This window comes from Pseudomonas sp. H2_D02 (assembly GCF_054677635.1).
In genome coordinates this window covers 3,827,960-3,852,805 of sequence record NZ_CP162816.1, presented here as the reverse complement: position 1 = coordinate 3,852,805, position 24,846 = coordinate 3,827,960, and the positions used below count along the sequence as shown (strand labels likewise).

Here is a 24,846-nt window from a genome sequence, read left to right as displayed (position 1 = left end):
GCGTCATGAGCGTTGAATATCATTTTCCGCAATCCTCCACTGCCCCTTCGGTGCGCGTCGACGGCGTGGTGATTGGCGTGCTGCTGGATGTGCCCACGGCACAGGCCCCGGTGGTTGCTTTCCCCGGCTGCCCCGCCGATGCGGGCCTCGTCGCGCGCACTACCACGCCGCTGACGCGGGAGGACATTGGTGTCCAGGTCGCCTTGATGTTCGAGGCCGGCGACCTTGCCCGGCCGCTGGTGATCGGTCGCATCCAGCGCTTGCCGGATACTGCGGTGCCCGCCGTGGCCCACCTGGACGGCGAGCGCCTGGAGTTCTGTGCGGAGCGGGAAATCATCCTGCGCTGTGGCAAGGCCAGCATCACCCTGACCCGTGCGGGCAAGGTGATCATCCGCGGCACCTACCTCTCCAGTCGCTCCAGCGGGGTCAACCGCATCAAGGGCGGTTCGGTGCAGATCAACTAGACAGGTAGTCGCGCGATGGAACTGCTCAACGCCAGCCAACTGCAAGTCGCCTATACCCTGGGCATGGCACCTGACGGCCGCGAATCCTTGGTCGTCGTGGCCAAGGGCACGTTCGATCTGCCGCTGGATGGCCGCGCCGCGAACCTCGCAGACATTCAGCAACCCTTGCTGATGGCTGACACCTTTCTCGGCGAGCCGGGCCTCAGCGCCCCACGCCAGGAAATGGACTTCGCCCCGTTCAAGCCATTCTGCGATGTGCTGGTGTGTGGCAAAGCCTATGCGCCGGGTGGACGGCCCGTGACCCAGTTGACGGCAGGCCTTCGTGTCGGCCGGGTCGGCAAAGCCTTTTCGGTGTTGGGTCCACGGCAATGGCAGCCGGGATTGATGGGCCTGTCGCCCGGTGAACCCCTGGCTTTTACGGAGCAGGACATCACCTACGCCCAAGCCTTCGGTGGCTCCCGCACCCTCGCGAACATGCCCGAAATGCGTGATTGCCATCCGCAGAACCCGAGCGGTTGCGGTTGGTACCCAGGCGGCACCGATGACATCGACATAGTCGGCAGGCCAATGCCCAACACCGAGGAGCTGGGCAAGCCCATCGACTCGCCGTCCGGCGACTTCCACCCGATGGCCCTCGGTCCCATTGGCCGCAGTTGGCCACAACGCGCCCGTTTTGCAGGCACCTATGACGATGCGTGGTTGGCCGACAGCTTTCCGTTCTTGCCAACGGATTTCGATAACCGTTACTTCCAGGCCGCGCCTATCGATCAGCAAACCGATTACTTGCGCGGCGGCGAAGAGGTGCTGTTGCTGAACCTGACCCCGCAGGAACGAACAAGTTTTCGCATTCCCCAGATGGACGTGCCGGTGACCTTTTTCCGCAAGGAAGGCCTTCATGAAACGGTGCCGGCGCTGATCGACACCCTGCTGATCGACACCGATGCCCGCCAAGTGCAGTTGACCTGGCGCATCGCCCGTCCGCTGCGGCGCAACATCTTTGAGATTGCCCAAGTGCTCGTCGGCACCATGCCCAAGGCCTGGTGGCGTGCTCGTGGACTCGGCAAGGATTACTACCCGTCGCTCGATGTCCTGGTCAAAGCCAAACGGGCTGCCGAGGACGCGCACTGATGGCCGCCCTGTGCATCATCGGCTCGGGGATGGTCAGTGCCGTCGGCCTAAGCGCTCCGGCGAGCTGCGCGGCAATTCGCTGTGCCATCGACCACTTTCAGGAAACCCGTTTCATCGACCGCGCCGGCGAGTGGATCATCGGCGCCAGCGTGCCGTTGGAACAACCCTGGCGCGGCCGCACGAAGCTGATCAAGATGGCCGCGCTCGCCATCGCCGAGGCGTTACAAAGCCTTCCTGGGATTTCGCCGGAAAAGATTCCGCTGTTGCTGGGCGTGGCTGAAGCCGAGCGTCCCGGACGACTGAACGGCCTCGACATGGCGCTCTTGCATGACATCGAGGCTGAGCTGGGCCTGCGTTTTCATCCCGACTCCATCATTATTCCGAGGGGCCGGGTCAGTGCGGCCGTGGCCCTGCTCAATGCGCGGACGTTGATCTACCAGGACGGTCATCGCCACGTGCTGGTCGCTGGCGTCGATTCGCTGCTTTGCGGCCCTACCCTGGCCGCCTTCGAGCAACGCGAACGCTTGCTCACCAGCGAAAACTCCAACGGTTTCATCCCCGGCGAAGGCGCCGCAGCGGTGGTGCTGGCCGCCCCCATCGCCGCAGAAGCGCCGCAACTGACCTGCATCGGCCTGGGTTTCGGTGTGGAACCGGCCACGGTGGAATCCGAAGACCTGCCATTGCGTGCCGAAGGCCTGACCCAAGCCGTGCGCGTGGCATTGGGTGAAGCCGGTTGCGGGCTCGAACAGATGGATTACCGCCTGACGGACATTTCCGGCGAACAGTATTACTTCAAGGAGGCGTCGCTGGCCCTGAGCCGCAGCCTGCGGGTGCGCAAGGAATTCTTCCATCTCTGGCACCCGGCCGACTGCATCGGCGAGGTGGGCGCTGCCATCGGCCCGGCGATGCTTGCCGTGGCGCTGGCCGCCAGTCGCAAGGGTTATGGCGAAGGGCCGAACATCTTCTGCCACCTTGGCAACGACGCCGGCGAACGCGCCGCCGCGCTGCTCAGCTACCGGATCGTGAGGGCTGCCTGATGGCCAACGAAGTGTTTGCCAACAACATGGAGGTTTCCTGCAAGGCGGCGGACGGCAAATCCATCGCCTGTTTTCCAGACGTGTGCTTCACCCCGCCCCAGGCGCCGCCCACCCCGCTGGGCGTGCCCATTCCCTACCCCAACACGGGCATGGCCAAGGACACGACCAAAGGCACCCGAACGGTGAAGATCACTGGCAAGGAAGTGATGCTCAAGGACAAGAGCTACTTCAAGACCAGCTATGGCGACGAGGCTGGGAACGCGCCCAAAAAAGGTATCGTCACCAGCAGGAACAAGGGCAAGGTGTATTTCACCTCTTGGTCGATGGATGTGAAGTACGAGGGCAAGAACGTCGTCCGACACATGGACCTGACCACCCATAACCACGCATCCCAACCCGGCAATACAGTGCCTTGGCCTTATTCGGACAGAATGGAAATCGCCGAGGGCCTGGCGCAATGCGAGGGGGAAAGGAAACGGCTGAAAAAGGCATGCGACACCGATAAGAAAGTGGTCTGCCCGGATACCAAAACGCTGAAAGACGCACTCAAGACGCGTAATACCGCCAAGAAGAAAGCGGGCGATGGATTTTCGGACGATCCTGCGTACATGGCCGCCCATACCGGCGTTCTGAAGGAGTATTCCTCGTTGGCCAAGACCATCAACGCCGATCGTTGCCAAAAGGCCCTGCGCTGTTTTCTCGCCCCGTACAAGCCCAACAGATGTTGCCCGGGACAAACCGGAGATCACCTGATCGATTCGGCGTCCTTTACCGACGGCCCGGCCTTCGCGGGCCAGCCCAGGAACCAGCACCCGACAAAAGCAGGCTGGAGCAAATACGAAACCGACAAGGCGCCGGTCATGTGCGTGGAGGGCCCGAACCAGACCACTGCCACCCATGGCCAGATGCATACCCGGCGTGGAGTGGTTGCCCTGAGATCGGCCGACGCGAAAGGCGAATGGCCAAGGGCCAAGGCCACGAAGACAGGGGCCTTGGCGGCCAGGAAAACCTTTCCAGACTCCAAGTGTTCCCAGAAATGCCTGGAAGCCCAGTTGAACAACTACCACGACCAGGCGAAGAGCCCGGGCAAGGAGAAACCGATCAATGCACGGGCCTCCATGACCAGTAACCAACACGAACGAGACAAAGCCATCAGCGAGATGTGCCCAAGCGATAACAATAGCGATAGCGGTCGCTAATCCTATTAGGAAACCAAAAAATGGACGCACTAGACCGACGATTCAGTGGACTCAGCATTGGCACCGGAGTCGTTCGATATTCGGATCTCAGCTATCTGATTACCACCAATGACCTTTCAATCAGCGAAGGCTACACGGGGTCGATTCTGTACACGCTTGACCGTGGAACCTGGTATTCCGGCACAGTGCCTTGGCTTGCCTGTTCCGGAACGGTCTGCCACGTGCCGGCCGAGCGGTACCTGGCGCTCGGCACGGACGGCTCGGTGCGAGCCAGCGGTGGAGGCGCAGTCAAGGAAGAACCGCCCATTGCCAATTGCGGAGTCGACCCGACAAAACGCGGCCCCCTTCGCGAAATCCGCGGCATCGCCAAAGGTCGCGCCTACGCCGTAGGCACCTGCCGCCAAGCCTACGTGCGCGACGGCGAAGACCAATGGCGATGCATCGACCAGAGCGCCCAGGTGGGCGACACCCCCATCACCGACACCAGCTTCGAATCCATCGATGGCTTCAGCGAGCAGGAAATCTATACCGTCGGCTGGGAAGGCGAAATCTGGAAATATGACGGTGCCGTCTTCACCCAGCAGAACAGCCCGACCAACCTGGCGCTCTATAAGGTGCGCTGCGCGCCGGACGGTTTTGCCTATGCTTGCGGCCAGCTCGGGACCTTGCTGCGTGGTCGCAATGATCAATGGGAAGTGATCGAGCACGACAGCACCCGGGAGGATCTCTGGGGCATGGAATATTTCCAGGGCCAGCTGTATGTGTCTTCCACCCATTTCGTCTACCGACTGGAGGGCGACACGCTCAAGCCCGTCGATTTTGGCGATGACGCGCCGGGCACCTGTTACCACCTGAGCGCAGCCGACGGGATCATGTGGTCCATCGGGCCGAAGGACGTCATGGAGTTCGATGGTTCGAACTGGACGCGGTGCCTGCAAATTGACTGATCAGGCGAAATCTCCCTTCCGGATCGAAGGCCAATGACCACGCTGCCCGTTGTGCTCGACCTGCACGTTGAGGAAGCGGGTTTCCTGGCGGTCCTGCGCGACTACGCACTGCGCGCGCCCCACTACGACCTGGATGAACTGGGCGCATTGGAAGAGCGTATCGAAGCGCATCTCGATGGCCTGCGTATCGCCGGGTCAGCCGGCCTGGAAGCCCTTCTGGAGCAGCTCGGCCCGCACACCGTCGGCGAAATGTTCGCCAGCGTGGTGCTGGCCTTCGAGGCGGCCGATGCAAAAGCGCTGTCGCGGCTCAGCGAGCATTTGCGAAGCGCCGCGGAAACAGAGCGCGGCTATCTGATGGCCTTGGGCTGGCTTGACTGGGCGCGCATAGAGCCCTGGATCGACCGCATGCTTGCGGCGCCCGAACCGCTTTTTCGCCGTCTCGGCCTGGCGGCGTGTGGCATGCACCGCCACGACCCCGGTGCCGTCCTGCTGGCCGGACTGTCCGATGTTGATCCCAGCGTACTTGCACGTGCCGCCCGCACCGCCGGTGAGCTGCGCCGGCATGACCTGTCACAGGCCTTGCAAGTCCACCGAACGCATATGCACCCTGCCACCCGCTTCTGGGCCAACTGGGCAACGGCGCAAATGGGTGATCAGCAAGCCCTCGAACCGCTGCGACTGTTCGCCGAGCAACCAGGCGAGTTTCAATACCGCGCGGCCTGCGTGCTGCTGGCCTGGCAGGCGCGCGAACCGAGCATCGCCTGGATACGCCAGTGGGTACAGGATCCCCGGCAGCGGCGCATCGGCATCCAGGCCCTTGGACTGTTGGGCGATCCGGTCAGCGTGCCGTGGTTGATCCAACAAATGGCCGATGCGCCTTGTGCACGTGTCGCTGGCGAAGCCTTCAGCCTGATCACCGGAGCCGACCTGGCCCTGCTCGATCTGGAGCTACACGTCTTGCCGGATTTCGATGCGGGCCCGAACGATAACCCCGAAGATCCGCATGTCCTCATGGATCCCGATGAGAACCTGCCTTGGCCAAACCCTCAGTCTGTCGATGCCTGGTGGCAGGCCAATGGCGGAAATTTCCAAGTGGGGACTCGCTACATCTTGGGACTGGCCCAGAACGAATGCAGTTTTATGCAAGCGCTGGTCCGTGGCCAGCAACGTCAACGCATCGCCGCCGCCTGCGGTCTCGCGCGGTTCCGGCCGGGCGAGGCGGTGTTCCCAACCAGTGCGCCGGCCTGGCAACAAAAGCGGCTGTTGGAAATGACGGAAAGCCCAGATAACTGGCTTCGTTCGCATCTCATGAACCCAAGCGCCACATAAACTCAAAGCTTCGAATCGTGCTCGGAGCGCTTACATCACCGGCAATCTACGCATCTCTCCGCCCTCTCCCCGCAAACGCTCAAGATACGCTTCGGCATCCAGCAGTTGATAGGGAAAGTAGAGCCCAGGCGGGGTTGCAGGCTGGCCGTCCAACCCGAGCAGGCGCTCAAGGTTCATGGCGACGCAGAGACCAGTCAGCGGCGCAGTGCCTGCCGGGTGGACGACGGCATGACGGGTGCGCAGCGAGTTGCCTCGAAGATCCTCGCCAGCGAGTTCGATGATGATCTCGGTGGACATGGGTCGTCCTTGGCGCCTGCTGGAGCTCACCCCGATGCCAATGTTGAACTGGACATTCGGTGCACCCGTCGCAGCCGCCAGGCCGACGACGTCAATGGAAGAAAAACCCGTGGCTTCGATTGCCGTGCCGTCCAGCGCATGGAAGCGCGTCTTGGCGTCCTCCCCTTCGCGCCAGACAAATGATTCCGCCGCGCCTGGTCAGCGCGGCGGGGAGCATTTTGTTCAGGTGTTCGAAATCGCTGGCAACGGTCGGGCCGCCCGTGTCCTGCTCATCGACCAGCGCATTGATCCGGATATCGTCGATCCGGCCAAACTCACGGGCAACGCTGAACGTCGACACCGTCGTTGCGCCGACCATCCACTCATAACCGAGGACAATCGGCGATGCGCCTGGCGCATGCATGTACATGGCGATCTCCGGAGCGATCTCGAAAACGCCGGAAGATATGCTCAGGTGCGGCACCCCGCGCTGCTGCGCAAAGCGCAATCCAGCGAGAGCGTGGTCCATGTAGAAGACCACCACCGCGCTGACCGCGCGATCGCCGAGGCCCAGGTCGTCGGCACCGGCGTCGATCGCCACGGCCTGCGCCCCGCCCAGTTGCTCCGCGACCCGTTGGGCCTTCGCAAGGTCACGTCCGCCAATCAACAACGGTACATCTGGATGAGCGGCGCGCAGCGCCCGGGCAGTATGGTGGCCGATAGCGCCAGAACCGCCCATGAACAGGATAGGATCGAGTGACATCATCTGTCCTCCTTGCTTTTGGGGTTTAACCTACCTTTGGTAACTTAGCACAGCATCATCGGGCTACCTACCCCTGCATTGATACCGCGCGTCGTCGAGCCGATGCCGACCCCGCTTCAATCCCCGACCTGATTCTGTCAGTGTGTGTGGCGTGCGCCGCTTCGCCTCGTCACAGGATGTTTCCATGCGAAAGGATTACTTGGCTTTTTTCATCTCGCTGTTTCTATCGAGGCTGGCGGACCAGATCCTGTTGTTCATCGTGCCGCTGGTAGTGTTCCAGACCACCAACAGCGCTTCATGGGCCGGGTTGGCGTTCTTCGTCGAATCACTGCCGCGCTTTCTCGCTTTCCCAATGTGCGGCGCCCTGTGCGACAAGTATTCGCCGATCAGGATCCTGCATATCAGCCAGGTCTATCGGGCGCTGCTTTGTCTGTTGGCGATGGCGCTCTACGGCGTTTTTGGCGGCATTGCCTGGGTCGTGGTGCTTTCAGCCGTCTGTGGCGTGCTGACCACCCAAGGCATCATGGCCCGCGAAGTGCTGATGCCGTATGTCTTCCGGCATTACAGCTACACCAAGACCTTGTCCTATTCACAAATTGCCGACCAGACCGGACTGGTGCTCGGCCCATTGGTGGCGGCATTGTTGTTGGATATCTGGGCATGGCACTGGGTGGTGCTGTGGGTCGCCGCGCTATTCCTGCTCGCCGACCTGGGCATGGGGGTATGGCAACGACTCAGCCGGGTAAGGCTGGAAGTATACGAGCAGCACCAGGACATCTGGCTACAGCCCCTGCGGATCGCCTTCGGGCATATCCGCAACCTGGCGGAACTGAAAAAGATCATCGCGCTGGCGGTGGGCGTCAACCTGATTGTCGGCGTCACCTTGGCCACTTCGGCCGCCATGGTGATCGGCGAGTACGGTGCCGGCAAGGACCACTACGCCGGCTTGCAGGCGGCTGGCGCCGCAACCACGATCTTTATCCTGTTGCTCCTCGCGCGAGTAACCCTGCCCCTGCGGGTCTTAGGGGGAATTGGCTATTCGATGATCGCTGCAGGCGGGGTGATCAGTGCCCTGAGTCCAAACCTGTCGGGCTATGTCCTGGGCTTCCTGTTGATCGTCGGTTTCGACAAGATGTTCAACGTCTACATGCGCACCATTCGCCAACGGGTCATTCCGCCCCAGGACTTCGGCAAGACCGTCGGGGTGATCACGTTGCTCAACAACCTGTCACAGCCACTGGCCGGTTTGCTGGTGGCCCTGCTGGCGGCGCCATTGGGGACGCAGCAGGTCATCCTGGTCCTGGCTGGACTGACAGTCCTTCTGGGAGTGGCCGCCCTGTGGTGGTCTGCGAACGTGGACCGCTTCATACCTGCCGAGCAAGCAGGTCGAGCGTCCGCCGATCTGGCTCGCCCGAATAAAACCGATCGAGCGCCTGTTGATACAGGGGAGATCCCGACTGGGCGCTGATAAACAGCGTAAGACAGGAGCGAAACTTCAAATCATCGGGTGAGCCAAATATCCGCTCGGCGCTGGTCCCGCTGTGCTGCAAGACCGTCATCACGGTCTCCTCCAGTCGGGGTCCGAGCACATCGTGTTGCAGGTATGCGCGAGCCTCGGCAAGGCCGGAAATCCCGAAGAGGCTGGCCATTTCGGAACGACCGAGCCCTTGCAGTTGCGGAAAGATGAACCACATCCAGTGACTCGTCTTCCGCCCGGCGCGCAGTTCGTCCATGACGCGACTGAATACCGGACGCTGCGCCTCGACGAAGCGCGCCAGGTTGAAAGGGTCTTGCATGATCGATCCTCCCCCGTCGTTGAGCGCGCTGGCAAAGGGCGAACCGGCTGGCCGCCCCACAAAGTCGCCTCAAGCGCTCAGTTCCTGCTTCAGCCGCTTGAGCAGCGCCTTGGCCGCCGCTTCCGACGAGGCAGGGTTCTGGCCGGTGATCAGGTGACCATCCTCGACGACGTAACTGCCCCAGTCCGCGCCTTTGGAATATTCGCCGCCTTTGGCCTTGAGCATGTCCTCCACCAGGAACGGCACCACTTGCGTCAGGCCCACCGCCTCTTCCTCGGAGTTGGTGAAGCCGGTGACTTTCTTGCCTTTCACCACGGGCTGGCCATCGGGTGCGTTGACGTTCTTGAACACTCCCGGCGCGTGACAGACGGCGGCGATGGGTTTGTTCGCGGCATAAAAAGCTTCGATAAGCGTCTTGGAGTCGGTGTCCTCGGCCAAGTCCCAAAGGGGGCCATGGCCGCCCGGATAGAACACGGTATCGAAGTCATAGGGATCAACCTCGCCCAACGGCACCGTGCTTGCCAATGCGGCTTGAGCCTGGGTATCCATGGCAAAGCGGCGCGTTGCGTCGGTCTGGGCACTCTCCTCGTCGCTCTTGGGGTCCAGTGGTGGCTGCCCGCCCTTTGGAGACGCAAGCGTGACCGTCGCCTTGGCGTCGACAAACACGTAGTACGGAGCGGCGAACTCTTCCAGCCAGAACCCCGTCTTCTTGCCGGTGTCGCCCAACTGATCGTGGGATGTAAGCACCATTAGAATCTTCATGTGAACTTGTCCTCCGAGCGGGAATGGGCGACGTGCGCTCGCCCTGCATTAGGGTTTGTACGAAAAGTCGCCGAGCGGCGATCAGGCAAGGCGAAAACAGGCGAGGAAGCGGAGTTGACTGGTTGTCAATGAGCATTCCGAGCCTGTTTTCAACGCAGCATGATCGTCGCGCAGGCACTTTTCGTACAAAGCCTAGTGTCAGAGGCTGCGCTGGTCCATACGTTCAAATGAGCGTAGCGAGCGTGAGGAAAATCGTTCAGATGACGTTCTTCACGCTCTTGCCGAAATAGCCGCCAGGCGTAGCTCCCTTGAAGCGGCATAATCCGCCTGTCGTCCGAGTTGCCAACCCAGGTATCCCCACAACAACGCGCAGCACGCCCCCACCATCGCCGCCACGCCTGCACCTTGGCCGATCTGATCGAGCAGGCTCTTGGCCCAGCCACTCACGGCATCGCCGGCGCGATAGACCACGGTGTCGATGAAGTTCTTGGCTTTGTATTTGCTCTCGGCATCCAGGGGCGCAAATAACATTTCCCTGCCGGGCCGGACAAACGCGTACTCGCCGATTCGTCGCACGATCATCAAGGTTGCAAGCAGCGCAAAGCCCGGCGCCAGGGCGAGGCCCAGGAAACCGACGCACATGAGCAACGGCACGACCGCCAGCAAAGCACGCACGCCCAACCTCGGCGCGATACGACCGGTGATGAACAATTGGGACAGCAATGCGCCGGCCTGCACGATGATATCGAGGGTGCTGAAGATACGAACCTGCGATGCCCGGTCCGGGTAGTGCTCGGCTACCAGGCGCGCCTGCTCGAAATAGAGAAACGTGCTGACCGTCGCCAGCAGCACCACGAAGCCGGCGATTCCCACCAGATAAGGCGATCTGAACACCGCGACCATCCCGCTGAACGGATTGCCGGCCAGTGGCTGCCGCGGGTTTTGCGTGGGTGCTGCACCAGGTCGCCCCGCCCCGCCCTGTCCGCGCCAGCTCATCAAGGTCCGTTTCAACACCAGCGTGGCACCGAGCAACACAGCCGCGAGCAGCATCAAGCCTGACGCTCCCACCGCGTTGATCAACAGCGCGCTCAGCGCGGGCCCCAGCAGGCCGCCGACGCTGGCGCCGCACGGCGATGAATGCAAACAGGCGCTTGGCCTGCTCACTGTCGAACACATCCGCCATCAAGCTCCACGCCACCGAAACGACGAACAGGTTGTAAACCGATATCCAGACGTAAAACACCCGGGCGAGCCAGACACTGTCTGGAAGGAACTGGAAAAACTCGACGAACATCAGCAGATTGATGCCAAAGAAGCCATACACCCAATCGATCAGGCGCAGCCGCGGCACTCGGGAACTGAGCCAGGCGAATAACGGAACGGCTGCCAGCATCACCAGGAAAGTCGCGGTGAATAGCCATTGCAGGTTTTCCACGCCCGCCGCAATGCCCATCGACTCACGGATCGGGCGCAGCATGAAGTAACCGGTAAACAGGCAAAGAAACAGCAGGAAGCCACACAGCGCCGGACGCAGTTCACCGTCATGGGCGTTAAGGGCAAGGCTCAGCCGCTGTACGAACGTCATCGTACTCATGGGAACTCCAGAAAGAAGGCTACGGGACGGGCGCGAGGCCGATGCCCGCGCCCTGGATAGGATCAGCGATAGGTAACGCCGGTCAGGCGCTCGGAGGTCGCCCAGAGTCGTTCGGCATCCGCTTCGTTGGTCGCGGCCGGTGGCGTCTTGGCGAACCCCAGCGGACCGCGTTTTTCGTCATCGCCGGTCGGCCCGTAATAGGCGCCGCCAACGGCCTGCTCGGCAGTCGCCGCATACAAGGTGGGCAGCGCGCCTTGAGCCGCAGAGTGGTATGCATCGCGATCCTTCGCCCAGCGCTGGCCGAACTCGCTGTTGACGCCCGGGCCCCGGGCGATCAGTTCAGTGACGGCCACGCCAGGATGCGCGGCGATGCTGCGGATCCCCCACTTCTGTTCGTCACTGCGCCGTTGCAACGCGAACGACCACTGCAAGATGGCCAGTTTCGACTGGGCGTAGGCGGCATAAGGGTCGTATTTCTGCTCGGACTGCAGGTCGTCGAAATTCACTGCGCCGCGCGTGGCCGCGATGCTGGAAAGGCTCACCACCCGGGCATCGTCGCTTTGCCGCAGGAGCGGAACCAGCAGGCCGGTCAGCGCGAAATGTCCGAGGTAGTTGGTTGCCAGCTGAAGCTCGAAGCCATCGGCGGAGGTGCCTCGCTCAGGCGGCGCCATGATGGCTGCATTGTTGATCAACACGTCCAGGCGCGGCAGCCGCTGGTTGAGACGCTCGGCCAGGCCGCGCACCGAAGACAGGTTGGCCAGGTCCACGGACTCGAACTGCAACTTGGCGTCGGGTACGGCCTCGCGGATACGCTTGATGGCGTCCGCACCCCGCTCCGGGTTGCGCGCCGCGATGATGACCTCGGCCCCCGCCCGCGCAAGTGCCAGGGCGTCCTCATAGCCCATACCGCTGGTGCCGCCGGTTACCAGGGCAATCCGGCCCTTCTGTGAAGGCATGTCGTGGGTCGACCAGTCGGGTTTGGGCACCGCCCGGTCCGATGCTTCGGTGCTCATCGCACTGAGGAGTGCGACGCCGGCCGTCAACGTTCGGGTCCGCCTCATGAGCTGGCTGATGGTGTATAGAAAGCCGCCTGCGGGGGTGATTGCTCTGTTCCACATGATTTGAGTTCCTTGGTTGGATGGCAAACTGGTGCGACCGGGCTTACTGAATGGCGCAGGCGTCTGTCTGTTGAAGGAAGGTGACGTGACGAATCTGCCCGTGCGTGTCGACGTAAGTCATCGTTGCTTGCCCGACTTCGCATACGGTTGATTTCGGCTCATCGATACGAACCGCCTGCGCAATGTCCAGCGGCATACCGTATTCATAGGCCGGAGCCTGGGTCTGTTCCTTGGCAAACAGAGGCGAACCGCTCAACGTGATCACTGCCAGCAGGCTGGCGACCGAAAAGTTTTGAATATTCATGGTGTACTCCACTGTCCTGACCGGGATGGTGGTTGCACTCTAGGAGGGGGACGCTGACGTCAAGGTGACGGGTGACTGACAGGAACATGTCAAACGCGAGCGCGATGGCCAAGTGTTGGAGCGAGCTCGCTCGCGATGGTGGAATTCCAGTTGAGGAAGATGTTGGATGTGCCGGCGTCTTCGCGAGCAAGCTCGCTCCCACAGGGGGTTGTGGCGGGCATGGGTTGCAGGTTCGCTGGAGAACCAGTGTGGGAGCGGGCTTGCTCGCGAAAGCGGTGGCTCTGTCACATCAATGCCGAATGTGCCGGCGTCTTCGCGAGCAAGCTCGCTCCCACAGGGGGTTGTGGCGGGCATGGGTTTCAGGTTCGCTGGAGATCCACTGTGGGAGCGGGCTTGCTCGCGAAAGCGGCGGTCCGGCCAGCGGAGACGCTGAGTTGATTAACGCGCTGGCTGGCTCGTCAGAGAGAACCCGAAGGTGTTGACCCCGTCCTTGCTATGGGCGAACACCCGCCCGCCGTGCATGGAGGCTACCGCCCGCACGATGGAAAGCCCCAGGCCATGATGTGCGTCACTCCTGGCCCTCGCGGCATCGGCTCGGTAGAAACGCTCGAACAGACGTTCCAGATGCACATTTTCAATGGGCTCACCGGCATTGGAGACGCTGACCTCGGCCTGCATGCCATGGCTGACCAGGCTCACCGTGATCGTGCTGGTCGGCACCGCGTATCGCGCCGCGTTCTGGATCAGATTGGCCAGGGATCGGTGGAACAGGCGTCGGTCAATACGCACCCGCATGTCGCCTTGGATCACCACGTTCAGCTGCTTGTCGTGCAAGACCGGTTCCAGGTATTCCACGGTCTTCGACGCCTCCTCGCAGAGCGAAACGTCGCTGAGTTCAGTGGCCCGCTGCCCGCTTTCCGCGCCCGCCAGGAACAGCATGTCATTGACAATGGTGCCCATCCGTTCCAGCTCTTCAAGGTTCGATTGCAGCAAGTCCTGAAGCTCATTCACGTCTCGTCCGTGGGCCAGCGCGACCTGGGTCTGGCCGATCAGGTTGGTCAAGGGCGTGCGCAGTTCATGGGCAACATTGGCGTTGAACCCTTCGAGCTGGCACCAGGCGGCTTCCTGGCGCGCCAGGGCACCGTTGAACGACACCGCCAGCTCCTGCAATTCCCCAGGCAGCGCCTCGGTGTCCAAGCGTTGTTTCGAATCCCCCGGCGGCAGGCTGTTGGCCTGGCGGCTCAAGCGCCGGACGGGTGCCAGGCCAAAACGCGCGATCCAATAGCCCAGCAGTGCGACCAGCACTACGCCTAGCGCCGACGTGAGGATCAATGTCCTGGTGAAATGATCCAGGGTCTTCATGAACGGCGTTGAGTCGAGCCCCACGATAAAACGCAACTCCGGACGGCTGCCCATGGCGGCAATGGTCTCGACCAGCAGGACCATCGGGCGGTCCCGGCCAGGTATCGTGACGCTGGAAAATCCATCCGGGCGCGTCGACCAGTCCCGGCCATCCGGCATCGCACCGCCATAGCTGTACGTCGGATTGTCCACCAGGACCCAATAGCGCACCCGCTCGTCGGCGGGCGTCAGGCCGTCGAGCTTCTGCCGCAGCCCCACCCAGAATTCCGGAGAATCATATTTCGCCAGCACCGGGTCGAGAACCGAGTGGCGCAGGGTCAGCTCGTTCTGCATCTGGTCTTCGAGCGATTGCTTCAAGGAACAGCGCAACAACGTCGCGCAGACGGCGGTGATGAGCATGACCGCGAGGGCAAACATCAGGGCGAGCCGCTTGGAGATCGAGCTTTTCATCACAGCGCACCGACTTGCCTGTCACTTGCTTCGCGGCTCTCCAGCACATAACCCATCCCCCGGACGGTATGCAGCAATTTGCGCGGATACGGTGCGTCAACCTTGGCGCGCACACGCTTGATCGCCACTTCGACCACGTTGGCGTCGCTGTCGAAATTCATGTCCCAGACCTGCTCGGCAATCATCAATTTGGAAAGAATCTCGCCCTGGTGCCGGGCCAGCAGGCTCAACAGACAGAACTCCTTGGCCGTCAGGTCCAACCGCAACCCGGCACGGGTGACCTTGCGAGCCTGCAGGTCGACCTCCAGGTCGTCGATGCGCAGGTGCGTGGGATCGACCGCGTCATCGGCGCGCCGCCGGATCAATGCCTGGACGCGCGCGACCAGTTCGGCAAAGGAAAAGGGCTTGGCCAGGTAGTCATCGGCGCCCTCTCGCAACCCTCGGACGCGATCATCCACCGTGCCCCTTGCCGACAACATGATGACCGGGGTCTTCTTGCGCAGACGCAGCCCCTGCAACACGCCGTAGCCGTCCTTGCCCGGCAACATGACATCCAGGATCACCACGTCGTATTCCATTTCCAACGCACAGTGCAGGCCATCGATGCCATTCGTCGCGACATCGACAATGTAGCCGAGCTCGCTCAAGCCACGGTGAACATAGGAGGAGGTTTTTTCTTCGTCCTCGACAATGAGCAAGCGCATCGGGTATCTCCTCTCCGGAGGCGGGGCAACCTAAAGAGTCTAGACAGCGAAGGTGTCCGGAGACTGACCGCTGCCTGACATTCTTGTCAGAAATCGTTTCCGAGATGCCATACTGGCCGGCGGCTCTTGTCACCCGCAGCCTTGCTCCGTAGCCCTCACGAAAACAACTGGGAAATGCCATGCCAGACACAACCGGAAAGAACCCCGTGGCTCTGATCAGCGGGGTTGGCAGCGAGATGGGAATCGGTATGGCGATCGCACGGAGGCTGGGCGCCGCCGGTGCCAGGCTGATCGTCACCGCCAGCAGCGCGCGCATTGTGCAACGTGTCGAAGAGCTGCGGGGCGAAGGTTTTGAAGTCGAAGGACGGGCCCTTGACCTCACCGATGAACGACAAGTGCGTGAGTTCGGCCTGTGGGCCGAGTCAGTGTGGGGGCGCATCGATGTGCTGGTGAACAACGCGGGCATGGCCATGCAAGGCAGCCCGGAGTCGTTTGCCGAAGTGGCCACTTTGGACCTGGAAACGTGGAACCTGTCCCTGGCACGAAACGTCACGACAGCGTTCCTACTGACCCGTGCCGTCCTGCCCGGCATGCAGACGCGCAATTACGGACGCATCGTCAATATCAGCTCCACCACCGGCACGCGGTGCAGCAACCCCGGCGAGGCCGCCTATAGCGCCGCGAAGGCGGCCATGGTCGGCATGAGCATGGGCCTGGCGCTGGAAGTGGCCCGCCAGGGAATCACGGTCAACTGCGTCGCGCCCGGCTGGATCGCTACCGGCTCGACCACCGCCGAAGAAGCCCATGCAGCGGGCTACACGCCAATGGGCCGGGCGGGACGCCCCGAAGAAGTCGCCGCCTTGGTGGCTTTCCTGGCATCCGCTGAGTCCAGCTACATCACCGGTGAGGTCATGGTGGTGGATGGCGGAAACTGCCTGGTGGAGAACAAGGCGCCCGGGCGCTGATTCACAAGCGAATCAGTGGCGCAATAGCCTGCGCAGCGGCACCCCGTCCTTGAGCACCGGGGATTTGATGACGATGTAACTGAAGTACTTGGAAATACCGATGTTCTTGTCCAGCAGCCCTTCGATCACTTCCTGATAGTGTTGGATGCTGCATGTCATGAAACGCACCAGGTAATCGTAGCCACCGCTGATCAAATGGCACTCAAGTACCTCGTCGACCAGGCGAATGTTGGATTCAAACTTGGCGAAGTCTTCGCGTTTATGGTCGCTGAGGGTGATTTCGGTGAAGACCGTCACCGAATCGGTGATCTTGGCCAGGTTCAGGTGCGCTCTGTACCCGGAAATGTAGCCGGCCGACTCAAGGCGCTTGACCCGCTGCAGGCAAGGGCTGGAGGACAGCCCCACGGCATCGGCAAGGCTGACGTTGGTCATTCGACCGTCCTTCTGAAGTTCGACAAGGATACTGATATCAATTCGGTCTAGTTTGATTAAACCTTCCATCGGGTACCCCATTATTGCCGTTCAGTGACAGTGGTTTTAGCAAATTCAACGTCGCAAAGATAGCTGATGCTGGGCCACCAGATCCGCCATGCTGGTGATGTGGAAATCGGCGGATTGTTCTTCGGTGGGTTGTTCCGGGCCACGGCGGATCAGGCATAACCCCGCCGACTTCTGTAAGCGCTCGGAGGCCTTGGACACCTGCATGATGTGCTCAGGCTGGAGCGTGTTCGCCAGCAGCCAGGCTTCGTCTTCCAACGGATTGATGGCCCGTGAATGCAGGTCCTCGGGGGGAATGCCCAAACGCTCGCAGAGGCTGTCACGGTCTTCGGTGTCGCGGTCGCAATACACCAGCAGTCGATAGAATTTGCGCAGGTACAACATGGCACCGGGTGCGTCTTCGAACAGCGACCAGGTACTGGCCGAACGGGCAAAACTCATGCCCTCCTCCCAGTTGGCCTTGAGCCCCAGGCGCTCGGCCAACTGACGGTGGGCAAAGCACAACAGGCCACTGAAACCCAGCTCGGAAAAACGCGGATAGAGCCCGCGCACCGCCGCGTCGAACTCTGCCAGCACCGCTTCCCTGGCAAGCGCGCCTGGGTGGCTTTCGAGCAAAGGTTGCAAGGCCGTCCAGATACCGGAGTCCCGATCGACCAGGACTTCGTCGCAATCAATCAGCAGCGCGCGATAATCAGTCAGGTGCATGTGTGTCGCCTCCCGTGATGCATCCATGTGCTCCAAAGGCCTTCGGTCGGCGCAGCGCCGACCGAGACCTGGAATCAACCCAACGCCCGTGACAATGCGGCTTCAAGTATGACCAGGGCTTCGTCGATCTGATTTTCTTCAGTGACCAGGGGCGCAAGGAAACGCAGCACATTCCGGTACACCCCGCATTTGATCACCAACAACCCGCCTACCCTGGCCTGATCGATCAGTTGTTGGGTGAGTTCGGCATCAGGACTGCGCGCTTCATCGTCCTTGATCAATTCGATGGCCAACATGAAACCGGTACCGCGCACGTCACCGATACGTGGGTAACGTGCCTGCAAGCGCAGCAGGCCCTGGCGCAAACGCTCGGCCAATAGCTGGCCGCGCTCGAGCAACCGGTCCTGCTCGTAAGTGTCGATCACCGCCAACGCGGCCGCACACGCCAGGGCGTTACCGCCATAGGTGCCACCCAGGCCACCGGGCAACGGCGCATCCATGATCTGCGCACGTCCCACGACGCCTGATATCGGCAAGCCGCCGCACGAGGCTCTTGGCGACGGTCACCAGGTCCGGCTGGATCCCGGCATGCTGGAAACCGAACCAGGTGCCGGTGCGGCCGAAACCGGTCTGGATTTCGTCGAGAATGAGCACGATGCCAAGTTGCTCGGTCAGGCGGCGCAGCGCCTGGAGAAATTCCGGCGGCGCGGAAAGGAAGCCGCCATCACCCTGCACCGGCTCGATGATGATCGCCGCGACCCGATCCGGGGCGACTTGGGTCGCCAGCAATTCGTTAAGGGCCTGCAAAGCCATCTCGCTGGTGAAACCGCGATAGGCGTTCGGGTACGGCGTATGAAACACCTCCGGAGCGAGAGGCCCGAAGTTCTGCTTGTACGGTTGGCTCATGCCGGTCAGCGTCGTGCCGAGCAAGGTACGCCCATGAAATCCGCCACGGAACGCAATCACCGCTGGCCGATTGGTGTGGGCGCGAGCGATCTTCACCGCGTTCTCCACCGCCTCGGCGCCAGACGTGAACAGCGCCGCCTTATAGGCGTCCTGGCCACCGACCAATGCGCACAGGCGTTTCACCAAGTCGAGATAGGGTTTGTAGGCCACCACCTGGAAACAAGCATGGCTGACCTTTTGCAATTGGGCTTGCACTGCGGCGACCACGTTCGGGTGATTGTGGCCGATGTTCAAGACGCCGATGCCGCCGACGAAGTCCAGATAACGCTTGCCGTCCACATCCCAGACCTCTGCGCCCTGAGCCCGGTCGATGACCAGCGGATGCGCGGTGACCAATCCCCTGGGCACGAATTGATCACGTTGACGAAGCAAGTTCGGGGTTTCTTCGACTTTACTGTTCATGGCATCTCCCACAGTGAACCAGGCAACCGGGAAACGGCTGCGATGTGTCCCACAGGTTAAGCGTTCGACGCAATTGTCTAAGCCGAACTTGGCCCCTGGGAAATTCGGATCGACTGTTTTCACCCCGCTAAACAGCAGATTCCATCAGCCGGCTCCAGCCCCATGGAATCTGCCGATAAAAGCCTTCAACACCGCAGTGGCAGGCAGTTTTGCCGGCGCTTTCGAAACATCCTGCTTTGCCACTCGGGCATGCTGGAGGTTCCCGATCCAGTGTGAGAAGTCATCCATGGCCCTGCTTTATAAAGCCGACCCGGTACGCGGTGAACAATGGAAACGTCTATTCGCCGAGCACGCTCCGGACATCGAATGGCGTGCCTGGCCCGACATCGGCGATCCTCGTGATATTCGCTATCTGGCCGCCTGGCAGGCGCCGGACGACCTCGAAACCCTGTTGCCGAACCTGGAGGTGTTGTTCGCGCTCTCGGCCGGGGTCGACCAGCTCGACCTCGACCAATTGCCTGCTTCCCTGCCAGTGGTACGTCTACTTGATCCGGGCATCACCCAAGGCATGTGCGAATACGCCAGTTTCGCCGTCCTCGGGCTGCACCGGGATATGCTCCGCTATCGCCAGCAACAGGTGGCCCGGTGCTGGCAGGCTCATCTGCTGCAGCCGGCCGCCAAGCGCCGGGTCGGTGTGATGGGGCTCGGCACGCAAGCCAGACAGATTCTCTCGACTTTGCAGACCTTTGGTTTTGCCTTGTCAGGCTGGGCACGCAGCGAGCATCACATTGCCGGGGTGGACTGCTTTGCCGGTGCCGAACAGCTTCCGGATTTCCTCGGCCAATGCGACATCCTGCTATGCGTCTTGCCATTGACCGAGCAGACCAAAGGGATTCTCGACCGTCAGTTGTTCCAGAATCTGCCGAAGGGCGCCGCTCTGGTCAACATGGGCCGGGGCGGACACCTGGTGGAAGCGGACCTGCTTGAAGCGCTTGCCAGCGGCCAGCTCAGTGCGGCGGTGCTCGATGTGTTGCAACAGGAGCCAGCGGCGCCGGATCACCCTTTCTGGGAACACCCGCAAATCTTGCTGACGCCGCATATCGCGGCGATGACCCAACCTGAAAGTGCCTTTGGCGTATTGCTGGACAATATCCGTCGGCATCAACGCAATGAATCGATGCTCGGCGAGGTTGATCGCAAGCGCTGTTATTGATCGGGTTTTGCCTTTATGCCCGACGCAAGATTGCTGGAATTAGTTGCTGTGCGTGCTACGGATTTGAGCAATAACTGCGGCCATGGAAGACGCCACTCATGCAATCTGCCGAATCACTGCCGGCCCCTTGCCAGGCCAATTGGCAGGTGAGATACACACACTTTCAGCAGCGAAATCCCACCGGTTTCGGCCCTGTCCACGGAGCTAAGTCATGCCTAACTCGCAACGCCCCGCGTATATCTTTCGTCCCATGACCGGCGCCGACCTGGAATCGGCACACGCCTTGTCCGTGCAATTGAAATGGCCCCACCGCCTGGAAGACTGGGCCATGCTGCAACGCGTCTCGCAGGGTTTCGTCGCGCAGGACGACGACCGCCTGATCGGTACCGCGTTCACCTGTGCGCAAGGTGAATACGCCACGATCGGCCTGGTGATCGTCAGTGACGAATACCAGGGCCAAGGCATAGGTCGCAGGCTCATGGAACTGGCACTCGAGGCATGCGGATCGAAAATCCCGATGCTCAACGCGACGCTGGCCGGTGCACCCCTTTATGCCAGCCAGGGCTTCGTTGACTTTGGGCATATCCAACAGCATCAGGGCCACGTACTTGTCCCCGCCGTTCCTGCCCTGCCAACTGACGAACGCTGCCGCGAATTGACCAACGCCGATCAACGCCAGCAAATCGAACTGGCCAACGCGGGAAGCGGCTTGGACAGGCGCGCCGTGCTCAACGATCTGTTCGACAGTACCGAGCACGCCGTCGGTATCGAGCGCGATGGCCAACTACGCGCCTTCGCCCTCCTGCGCTCTTTCGGTCGTGGGCGTTATATCGGCCCGGTCGTCGCGGAAAATCCACAACAGGCCAAGCATTTGATTGCGGTGCTGTTGGCCCGGGCACCGGACGCTTTCCTGCGCATGGACATCCCCTCCGACTGCGGGCTGGGGCCCTGGCTTGAAGAAGCCGGACTGAAGCAAGTCGACACCGTCGCGCAAATGGCCCGTGGTACCCCGCCGCAGGCCAGTGGCGGCGTCCATCAGTTTGCCCTGGTGACCCAGGCCATCGGCTGACCTCCCCCTTCATCGTTATTACCCTCGGAGATACCGCATCATGCTAGAGCCCACCGCAGTGCTGCTGGCCCACGCCGACGGCCGCCCGGCCTCGACCGCGTTCACTTCCGGTTCATTGGGCGCCAACGATCCTTTCGACCGGCGCATTGCCTATGTCGCGGCGGATGACATCGCTGCCGGCGTGGTCCACGCGAGTGGCGAGTTCAGCGTCGATGAATATCCCTACAGCGAAACGATCGTGGTGCACGCAGGACAGGTCACCCTGCGGAGTCAGGAACAGACGCTCCGACTCAATCCGGGAGACAGCGCCGTGATTGCCCGTGGCACGTCGATCCGGATCGAGGCACAACCGGATTCTCTCTGGGCTTTCTGCGCCGATATCCAGCCTGTCGAAGTGGGCAATATCGGGCTGGCGTTCCTTGCGCCACAAACCTTGCTCTCGCCTTCGACGCCTCCGAGTGAAGAGATCCTGCTGGGGCCGACACCGCAATGCCGTTCGAACAATCTGTTTATCGAAGAAGCGACGAACCTGCGCATCGGCATCTGGGACTCGACGCCCTACACCCGCCGGGCGAGGCCGCATGCGATGCATGAGCTGATGCATTTGACCGAGGGCAACATCGTTCTTCAACTGGCGGATGGCACGGGGTTGGCGGTGGGGACTGGGGATACGGTGTTTGTGCCCCGGGGGGCTCCTTGCGCCTGGAGGAGCGGGGTTTATGTGCGCAAGGTTTATGTTTGCAAGTAGCGTTTCCGCTCTTTGTCATGGGGGAGCGAGCCAGCTCGCGAAGGCGGCATGTCAGTCGATGAAGATGCTTCATGTACCGGCCTCTTCGCGAGCAAGCTCGCTCCCACAGGGGGCTGTGGTGTACATGATTTTTGTAGCTGCTGACGATCCAATGTGGGAGCGAGCTTGCTCGCGAAAGCGGTGGTTCAGCCAAATAAATCCTGGCTGATGCCCCGCTCTTGCTCTTGCTCTTGCTCTTGCTCTTGCTCTTGCTCTTGCTCTTGCTCTTGCTCTTGCTCTTGCTTTGGATCTTGATCTTGATCTTGATCTTGATCTCAGCGCCCCGTTAAACCACGCTGGCCGAACGCAGGTCTTGCGCAGTGGGCATCCCGGCATGGATGCCGGGATAGCCGCGCCGGGCCATGGATGGCCCATCGCGGCGGGCCCACGGAGCAAGGCCGGAGTGAGGGCACACCGAGCCTAGGCGAGGTGCCGAGTGGTGGGGCAAAGCGCTTTTGCTTACTTTTGGCGCTTTTCCAAAAGTGAGCCGCTGTAAGAGCGGAACCGCCAGCCGCCGTTACAAAAATAACGGATATACACGCCATCCATCCCAAAAATTACCCCCGAACCCACCGCCCCCACCAACTCACCTCAAGCTTTTTTGCAAACACCTCCCGCGGCAACAACCACCAAGCCAACGCCGGCAACAGAATCAAAGCCCCCAGCATATTCACCAAAAACATGAACGCCAGCAGAATCCCCATGTCAGCCTGGAACCTGATCGGCGAAAACGCCCAGGTCGACACCGCCACAGCCAACGTCATACCCGTCAACAACACCACTTTCCCCGTGAACAGCAGCGCCTGGTAATACGCCTGGGCCAAGGTATCGCCGTGCGCGCATCCGAGCCAGGATCACACTCAATACATACAACGCATAATCGACGCCAATGCCCACGCCCAGCGCGATCACCGGCAGCGTCGCCACTTTCACCCCCATGCCCAGCCCCACCATCAGCGCCTCGCACAGGATCGAAGTGAGCATCAGCGGCAACATCGCACAAAGGGTTGCGCGCCAGCTGCGGAAGGTCAGCAGACACAACAGACTGACCGCACCGTAGACCCAGAACAGCATCTCGCGCATGGACTTCTTCACGACGATATTGGTCGCCGCTTCGATCCCCGCGCTACCGGCCGCCAGCATGAACTTGACCTCCGGCACCCGGTGCTCGGCGATAAATTGCTCACTGGCCTCCACCACCCGGCTCAAGGTGTCGGCCTTGTGATCGGCCAGGTAGACGTACAGCGACAGCATCGAACAACCCTGGTTGAACAGCTCTCGCGGCGCGCGGGTTTGCACGGCCCCCAGGGCGCCGTCATTGGGGATCAGTTCATACCATTTGAAGTTGCCCTCGTTATAGCCCGCCGTGGCGATCTTGCTCAGCGCCGCCATCGAAGTGGTCGATTCCACTCCGGGCAATTGCTCCAATCGCCAGGCCAGCGCATCGACCGCCGACAGGCTGGCGTAACGGGTGCATTGATCCTCCGGGGTCTTGATCATGACCACGAAGATGTCCGAGCTGGCCGCATAGTTCTGCGTCATGAACAGCGCATCGCGGTTGTAGCGCGAGTCGGCACGCAGCTCCGGCGCGCCGGGATCCAGGTCGCCGATCTTCAGGTGCAGGCTCACGGCAAAACCAAACGCGGCCAGCAGCAAGCCCGTCAACATGGCGCCAACGGCCCAGCGCCGTTGGGTGAACAGATCGAGCGCACGCCACAGTGGATGCTTGATCTGCGCCTGCTGTTCGGTGGTTTCCGCACTCAGGCTGCGTTGCGCCGCCGCCGGGCTGACGCCGATGTAGCTGAGCAGGATCGGCAGCAGGATCAGGTTGGTGAAGATCAGCACCGCTACGCCGAGGCTGGCAGTGATCGCCAGGTCCTGGATCACCCGGATGTTGATCAGCAGCAGCACCGCAAAGCCCACCGCATCGCAGAGCAAGGCGGTAATGCCGGCGGCGAACAATCGGCGGAAGGTATAGCGCGCGGCGACCACCCGGTGGGTGCCACGGCCGATGTCCTGCATGATGCCGTTCATCTTCTGCGCGCCATGGCTCATGCCGATGGCGAACACCAGGAACGGCACCAGTGCAGAATATGGGTCCAGCTCATAACCGAGCAAGGCCAGCAGACCCAATTGCCAAAGCACGGCGGCCAGCGAACAGATCACCACCACCAAGGTACTGCGCGCGCAACGTGTGTAGCCGAACAGCACCAGTACCGTCACCAGTACCGCCACCACGAAGAACAACAGGACTTGGGTCATCCCTTCGATCAGGTCGCCGACGATCTTGGTAAACCCGGTGATATGAATCCGCAGGTCAGCGGTCTGATACTTGTCTCGCAACACCTCCAGTTGCCGGGAAAACTCGCCATAGTCCAGCGCCTTGCCGGTCTGTGGATTGATCTCCAGCAACGGCACGAAGATCACACTGGACTTGAAGTTGCCGGCGACCAATTGACCCACTTCCCCGGAGCGGGCCACGTTGGTCCGCACTTGTTCAAGGCTGGTCGCCGACCCATCGTAGTCATCGGGAATCACCGTGCCGCCGTCCAGCCCCTCTTCCGTCACGGCGGTCCAGCGCGTGGTCGGCGTCCACAGTGATTTCATGTAGGGCCGATCCACACCCGGCAGCAGGTAGAGTTCGTCGTTGAGCTTGGCCAAGGTGTCGAGGTAGTCCTTGGTGAAGATGCTCCCCTCCCTGACTTCCACAGCGATGCGCAGCGAGTTGCCCAGGCCGCTCAGCTCACTGCGATTCTCGAGGAAATTGGCAACGTAGGGGTGCTCGGTGGGAATGGTCTTCTCATAACTGGCGTTGATACCGATGCGCGTGGCTTGCCAACCGAGCACCAGCGTCACCAACAGGCACAGGAGGACCACCAGCGGTCGATGGTTGAAGATCGCCCGCTCGGCGAAGTTGCCCGACGCCCGGTCGAAGTCTTCCTGGCGGCCGATCACGGTTTGGGTTTTGTCGTCTTTCAAGGTTGACTCCTGTTGCGCGAGCCGTGGCT

Annotated in this window: 21 protein-coding genes and 3 pseudogenes; 11 read left to right on the top strand and 13 right to left on the bottom strand. The window is 61.5% G+C overall.

From position 1 onward, the window contains the following. Positions 1 to 5 precede the first annotated feature (5 nt). From AB4N42_RS17720 to AB4N42_RS17695, 6 genes are read left to right on the top strand one after another with little or no spacing between them, the layout of a single operon-like run. Complete coding sequence (locus AB4N42_RS17720; protein ID WP_460115073.1) at positions 6 to 464, top strand: DUF6484 domain-containing protein; 459 nt, start codon at positions 6 to 8, stop codon at positions 462 to 464. Between the two features lie 15 nt (positions 465 to 479). Then, positions 480 to 1,592, top strand: coding sequence for a DUF2169 family type VI secretion system accessory protein (locus AB4N42_RS17715; protein WP_460115072.1), 1,113 nt, complete (start codon positions 480 to 482; stop codon positions 1,590 to 1,592). Next, entirely contained in the window at positions 1,589 to 2,629 is a 1,041-nt protein-coding gene (locus AB4N42_RS17710) for a hypothetical protein (protein ID WP_323154435.1), read from the top strand. The genes AB4N42_RS17715 and AB4N42_RS17710 overlap by 4 nt, the downstream gene beginning before the upstream one ends. Beyond that, the gene (locus AB4N42_RS17705) at positions 2,629 to 3,828 is read left to right on the top strand and encodes a PAAR-like domain-containing protein (RefSeq protein WP_198796476.1); all 1,200 of its coding nucleotides are present in this window, start codon (positions 2,629 to 2,631) and stop codon (positions 3,826 to 3,828) included. The genes AB4N42_RS17710 and AB4N42_RS17705 overlap by 1 nt, the downstream gene beginning before the upstream one ends. Before the next feature lie 20 nt (positions 3,829 to 3,848). After that, positions 3,849 to 4,775: a hypothetical protein gene (locus AB4N42_RS17700; RefSeq protein WP_030138906.1), complete on the top strand. Its 927-nt coding sequence runs from the start codon at positions 3,849 to 3,851 to the stop codon at positions 4,773 to 4,775. Between the two features lie 33 nt (positions 4,776 to 4,808). Then, a complete protein-coding gene (locus tag AB4N42_RS17695; protein ID WP_258650937.1) occupies positions 4,809 to 6,104 on the top strand; it encodes a TIGR02270 family protein in 1,296 nt (431 codons plus the stop codon). 30 nt (positions 6,105 to 6,134) lie between these two features. Here AB4N42_RS17695 and AB4N42_RS17690 read toward each other — a convergent pair whose 3' ends face one another. Together AB4N42_RS17690 and AB4N42_RS17685 are read right to left on the bottom strand one after the other, a co-directional pair. Next, positions 6,135 to 6,401: a hypothetical protein gene (locus AB4N42_RS17690; protein WP_460115071.1), complete on the bottom strand. Its 267-nt coding sequence runs from the start codon at positions 6,399 to 6,401 to the stop codon at positions 6,135 to 6,137. 91 nt (positions 6,402 to 6,492) lie between these two features. Further along, positions 6,493 to 7,143 (bottom strand): hypothetical protein, encoded by a 651-nt coding sequence (locus AB4N42_RS17685; protein ID WP_460115070.1) that lies wholly within the window; start codon positions 7,141 to 7,143, stop codon positions 6,493 to 6,495. A gap of 184 nt (positions 7,144 to 7,327) precedes the next feature. Between AB4N42_RS17685 and AB4N42_RS17680 the strand changes: the two genes are divergently transcribed. After that, positions 7,328 to 8,611: an MFS transporter gene (locus AB4N42_RS17680; protein WP_460115069.1), complete on the top strand. Its 1,284-nt coding sequence runs from the start codon at positions 7,328 to 7,330 to the stop codon at positions 8,609 to 8,611. Here the strand turns inward: AB4N42_RS17680 and AB4N42_RS17675 are convergent. From AB4N42_RS17675 to AB4N42_RS17645, 7 genes and pseudogenes are all read right to left on the bottom strand, one after another. Beyond that, complete coding sequence (locus tag AB4N42_RS17675; protein WP_198796473.1) at positions 8,508 to 8,939, bottom strand: DUF1810 domain-containing protein; 432 nt, start codon at positions 8,937 to 8,939, stop codon at positions 8,508 to 8,510. The genes AB4N42_RS17680 and AB4N42_RS17675 overlap by 104 nt on opposite strands. A 69-nt stretch (positions 8,940 to 9,008) precedes the next feature. Next, complete coding sequence (locus AB4N42_RS17670; protein WP_460115068.1) at positions 9,009 to 9,701, bottom strand: type 1 glutamine amidotransferase domain-containing protein; 693 nt, start codon at positions 9,699 to 9,701, stop codon at positions 9,009 to 9,011. A 270-nt stretch (positions 9,702 to 9,971) separates the two neighbouring features. Further along, positions 9,972 to 11,295 (bottom strand): annotated as a pseudogene (locus AB4N42_RS17665) (NTP/NDP exchange transporter). 62 nt (positions 11,296 to 11,357) lie between these two features. Then, positions 11,358 to 12,308, bottom strand: a complete 951-nt coding sequence (locus AB4N42_RS17660) for an SDR family oxidoreductase (RefSeq protein WP_407683746.1) — start codon at positions 12,306 to 12,308, stop codon at positions 11,358 to 11,360. Positions 12,309 to 12,456: 148 nt separating this feature from the next. After that, positions 12,457 to 12,717, bottom strand: coding sequence for a DUF2790 domain-containing protein (locus AB4N42_RS17655; protein ID WP_030138914.1), 261 nt, complete (start codon positions 12,715 to 12,717; stop codon positions 12,457 to 12,459). Between the two features lie 438 nt (positions 12,718 to 13,155). Further along, a complete protein-coding gene (locus tag AB4N42_RS17650) occupies positions 13,156 to 14,529 on the bottom strand; it encodes a heavy metal sensor histidine kinase (RefSeq protein WP_460115067.1) in 1,374 nt (457 codons plus the stop codon). Further along, the gene (locus AB4N42_RS17645; protein ID WP_030138917.1) at positions 14,529 to 15,233 is read right to left on the bottom strand and encodes a heavy metal response regulator transcription factor; all 705 of its coding nucleotides are present in this window, start codon (positions 15,231 to 15,233) and stop codon (positions 14,529 to 14,531) included. Before AB4N42_RS17645 ends, AB4N42_RS17650 begins: the two co-directional genes overlap by 1 nt. 179 nt (positions 15,234 to 15,412) lie before the next feature. On the opposite strand from AB4N42_RS17645, the gene AB4N42_RS17640 reads away from it, so the two are divergent. After that, entirely contained in the window at positions 15,413 to 16,198 is a 786-nt protein-coding gene (locus tag AB4N42_RS17640; RefSeq protein WP_460115066.1) for an SDR family NAD(P)-dependent oxidoreductase, read from the top strand. 12 nt (positions 16,199 to 16,210) lie between these two features. On the opposite strand, the gene AB4N42_RS17635 is transcribed toward AB4N42_RS17640, so the two are convergent. The 3 genes and pseudogenes from AB4N42_RS17635 to gabT all read right to left on the bottom strand — a co-directional run bounded on the left by AB4N42_RS17635 (position 16,211) and on the right by gabT (position 18,769). Then, entirely contained in the window at positions 16,211 to 16,699 is a 489-nt protein-coding gene (locus AB4N42_RS17635) for an Lrp/AsnC family transcriptional regulator (RefSeq protein WP_008146530.1), read from the bottom strand. A 45-nt stretch (positions 16,700 to 16,744) separates the two neighbouring features. Next, entirely contained in the window at positions 16,745 to 17,401 is a 657-nt protein-coding gene (locus tag AB4N42_RS17630) for an HAD family hydrolase (protein ID WP_460115065.1), read from the bottom strand. A gap of 74 nt (positions 17,402 to 17,475) precedes the next feature. Then, positions 17,476 to 18,769: pseudogene (gene gabT / locus AB4N42_RS17625) on the bottom strand (4-aminobutyrate--2-oxoglutarate transaminase). 286 nt (positions 18,770 to 19,055) lie between these two features. Between gabT and AB4N42_RS17620 the strand changes: the two are divergent. The 3 genes from AB4N42_RS17620 to AB4N42_RS17610 all read left to right on the top strand — a co-directional run bounded on the left by AB4N42_RS17620 (position 19,056) and on the right by AB4N42_RS17610 (position 21,799). Next, entirely contained in the window at positions 19,056 to 19,982 is a 927-nt protein-coding gene (locus AB4N42_RS17620) for a 2-hydroxyacid dehydrogenase (protein ID WP_460115064.1), read from the top strand. Between the two features lie 211 nt (positions 19,983 to 20,193). Next, positions 20,194 to 21,051, top strand: coding sequence for a GNAT family N-acetyltransferase (locus tag AB4N42_RS17615; RefSeq protein WP_460115063.1), 858 nt, complete (start codon positions 20,194 to 20,196; stop codon positions 21,049 to 21,051). A 40-nt stretch (positions 21,052 to 21,091) separates the two neighbouring features. Then, positions 21,092 to 21,799 (top strand): cupin domain-containing protein, encoded by a 708-nt coding sequence (locus tag AB4N42_RS17610; protein WP_460115062.1) that lies wholly within the window; start codon positions 21,092 to 21,094, stop codon positions 21,797 to 21,799. A 596-nt stretch (positions 21,800 to 22,395) separates the two neighbouring features. Here the strand turns inward: AB4N42_RS17610 and AB4N42_RS17605 are convergent. Beyond that, a pseudogene (locus AB4N42_RS17605) lies at positions 22,396 to 24,817 on the bottom strand (efflux RND transporter permease subunit). Positions 24,818 to 24,846 lie beyond the last annotated feature (29 nt).

Coding starts and splice junctions, on each gene's coding strand:
- AB4N42_RS17720 (WP_460115073.1), top strand. CDS start 6: ATGAGCGTTGAATATCATTTTCCGCAATCCTCCACTGCCCCTTCGGTG.
- AB4N42_RS17715 (WP_460115072.1), top strand. CDS start 480: ATGGAACTGCTCAACGCCAGCCAACTGCAAGTCGCCTATACCCTGGGC.
- AB4N42_RS17705 (WP_198796476.1), top strand. CDS start 2,629: ATGGCCAACGAAGTGTTTGCCAACAACATGGAGGTTTCCTGCAAGGCG.
- AB4N42_RS17700 (WP_030138906.1), top strand. CDS start 3,849: ATGGACGCACTAGACCGACGATTCAGTGGACTCAGCATTGGCACCGGA.
- AB4N42_RS17695 (WP_258650937.1), top strand. CDS start 4,809: ATGACCACGCTGCCCGTTGTGCTCGACCTGCACGTTGAGGAAGCGGGT.
- AB4N42_RS17690 (WP_460115071.1), bottom strand. CDS start 6,401: ATGTCCACCGAGATCATCATCGAACTCGCTGGCGAGGATCTTCGAGGC.
- AB4N42_RS17685 (WP_460115070.1), bottom strand. CDS start 7,143: ATGTCACTCGATCCTATCCTGTTCATGGGCGGTTCTGGCGCTATCGGC.
- AB4N42_RS17680 (WP_460115069.1), top strand. CDS start 7,328: ATGCGAAAGGATTACTTGGCTTTTTTCATCTCGCTGTTTCTATCGAGG.
- AB4N42_RS17675 (WP_198796473.1), bottom strand. CDS start 8,939: ATGCAAGACCCTTTCAACCTGGCGCGCTTCGTCGAGGCGCAGCGTCCG.
- AB4N42_RS17670 (WP_460115068.1), bottom strand. CDS start 9,701: ATGAAGATTCTAATGGTGCTTACATCCCACGATCAGTTGGGCGACACC.
- AB4N42_RS17660 (WP_407683746.1), bottom strand. CDS start 12,308: ATGAGCACCGAAGCATCGGACCGGGCGGTGCCCAAACCCGACTGGTCG.
- AB4N42_RS17655 (WP_030138914.1), bottom strand. CDS start 12,717: ATGAATATTCAAAACTTTTCGGTCGCCAGCCTGCTGGCAGTGATCACG.
- AB4N42_RS17650 (WP_460115067.1), bottom strand. CDS start 14,529: ATGAAAAGCTCGATCTCCAAGCGGCTCGCCCTGATGTTTGCCCTCGCG.
- AB4N42_RS17645 (WP_030138917.1), bottom strand. CDS start 15,233: ATGCGCTTGCTCATTGTCGAGGACGAAGAAAAAACCTCCTCCTATGTT.
- AB4N42_RS17640 (WP_460115066.1), top strand. CDS start 15,413: ATGCCAGACACAACCGGAAAGAACCCCGTGGCTCTGATCAGCGGGGTT.
- AB4N42_RS17635 (WP_008146530.1), bottom strand. CDS start 16,699: ATGGAAGGTTTAATCAAACTAGACCGAATTGATATCAGTATCCTTGTC.
- AB4N42_RS17630 (WP_460115065.1), bottom strand. CDS start 17,401: ATGCACCTGACTGATTATCGCGCGCTGCTGATTGATTGCGACGAAGTC.
- AB4N42_RS17620 (WP_460115064.1), top strand. CDS start 19,056: ATGGCCCTGCTTTATAAAGCCGACCCGGTACGCGGTGAACAATGGAAA.
- AB4N42_RS17615 (WP_460115063.1), top strand. CDS start 20,194: ATGCCTAACTCGCAACGCCCCGCGTATATCTTTCGTCCCATGACCGGC.
- AB4N42_RS17610 (WP_460115062.1), top strand. CDS start 21,092: ATGCTAGAGCCCACCGCAGTGCTGCTGGCCCACGCCGACGGCCGCCCG.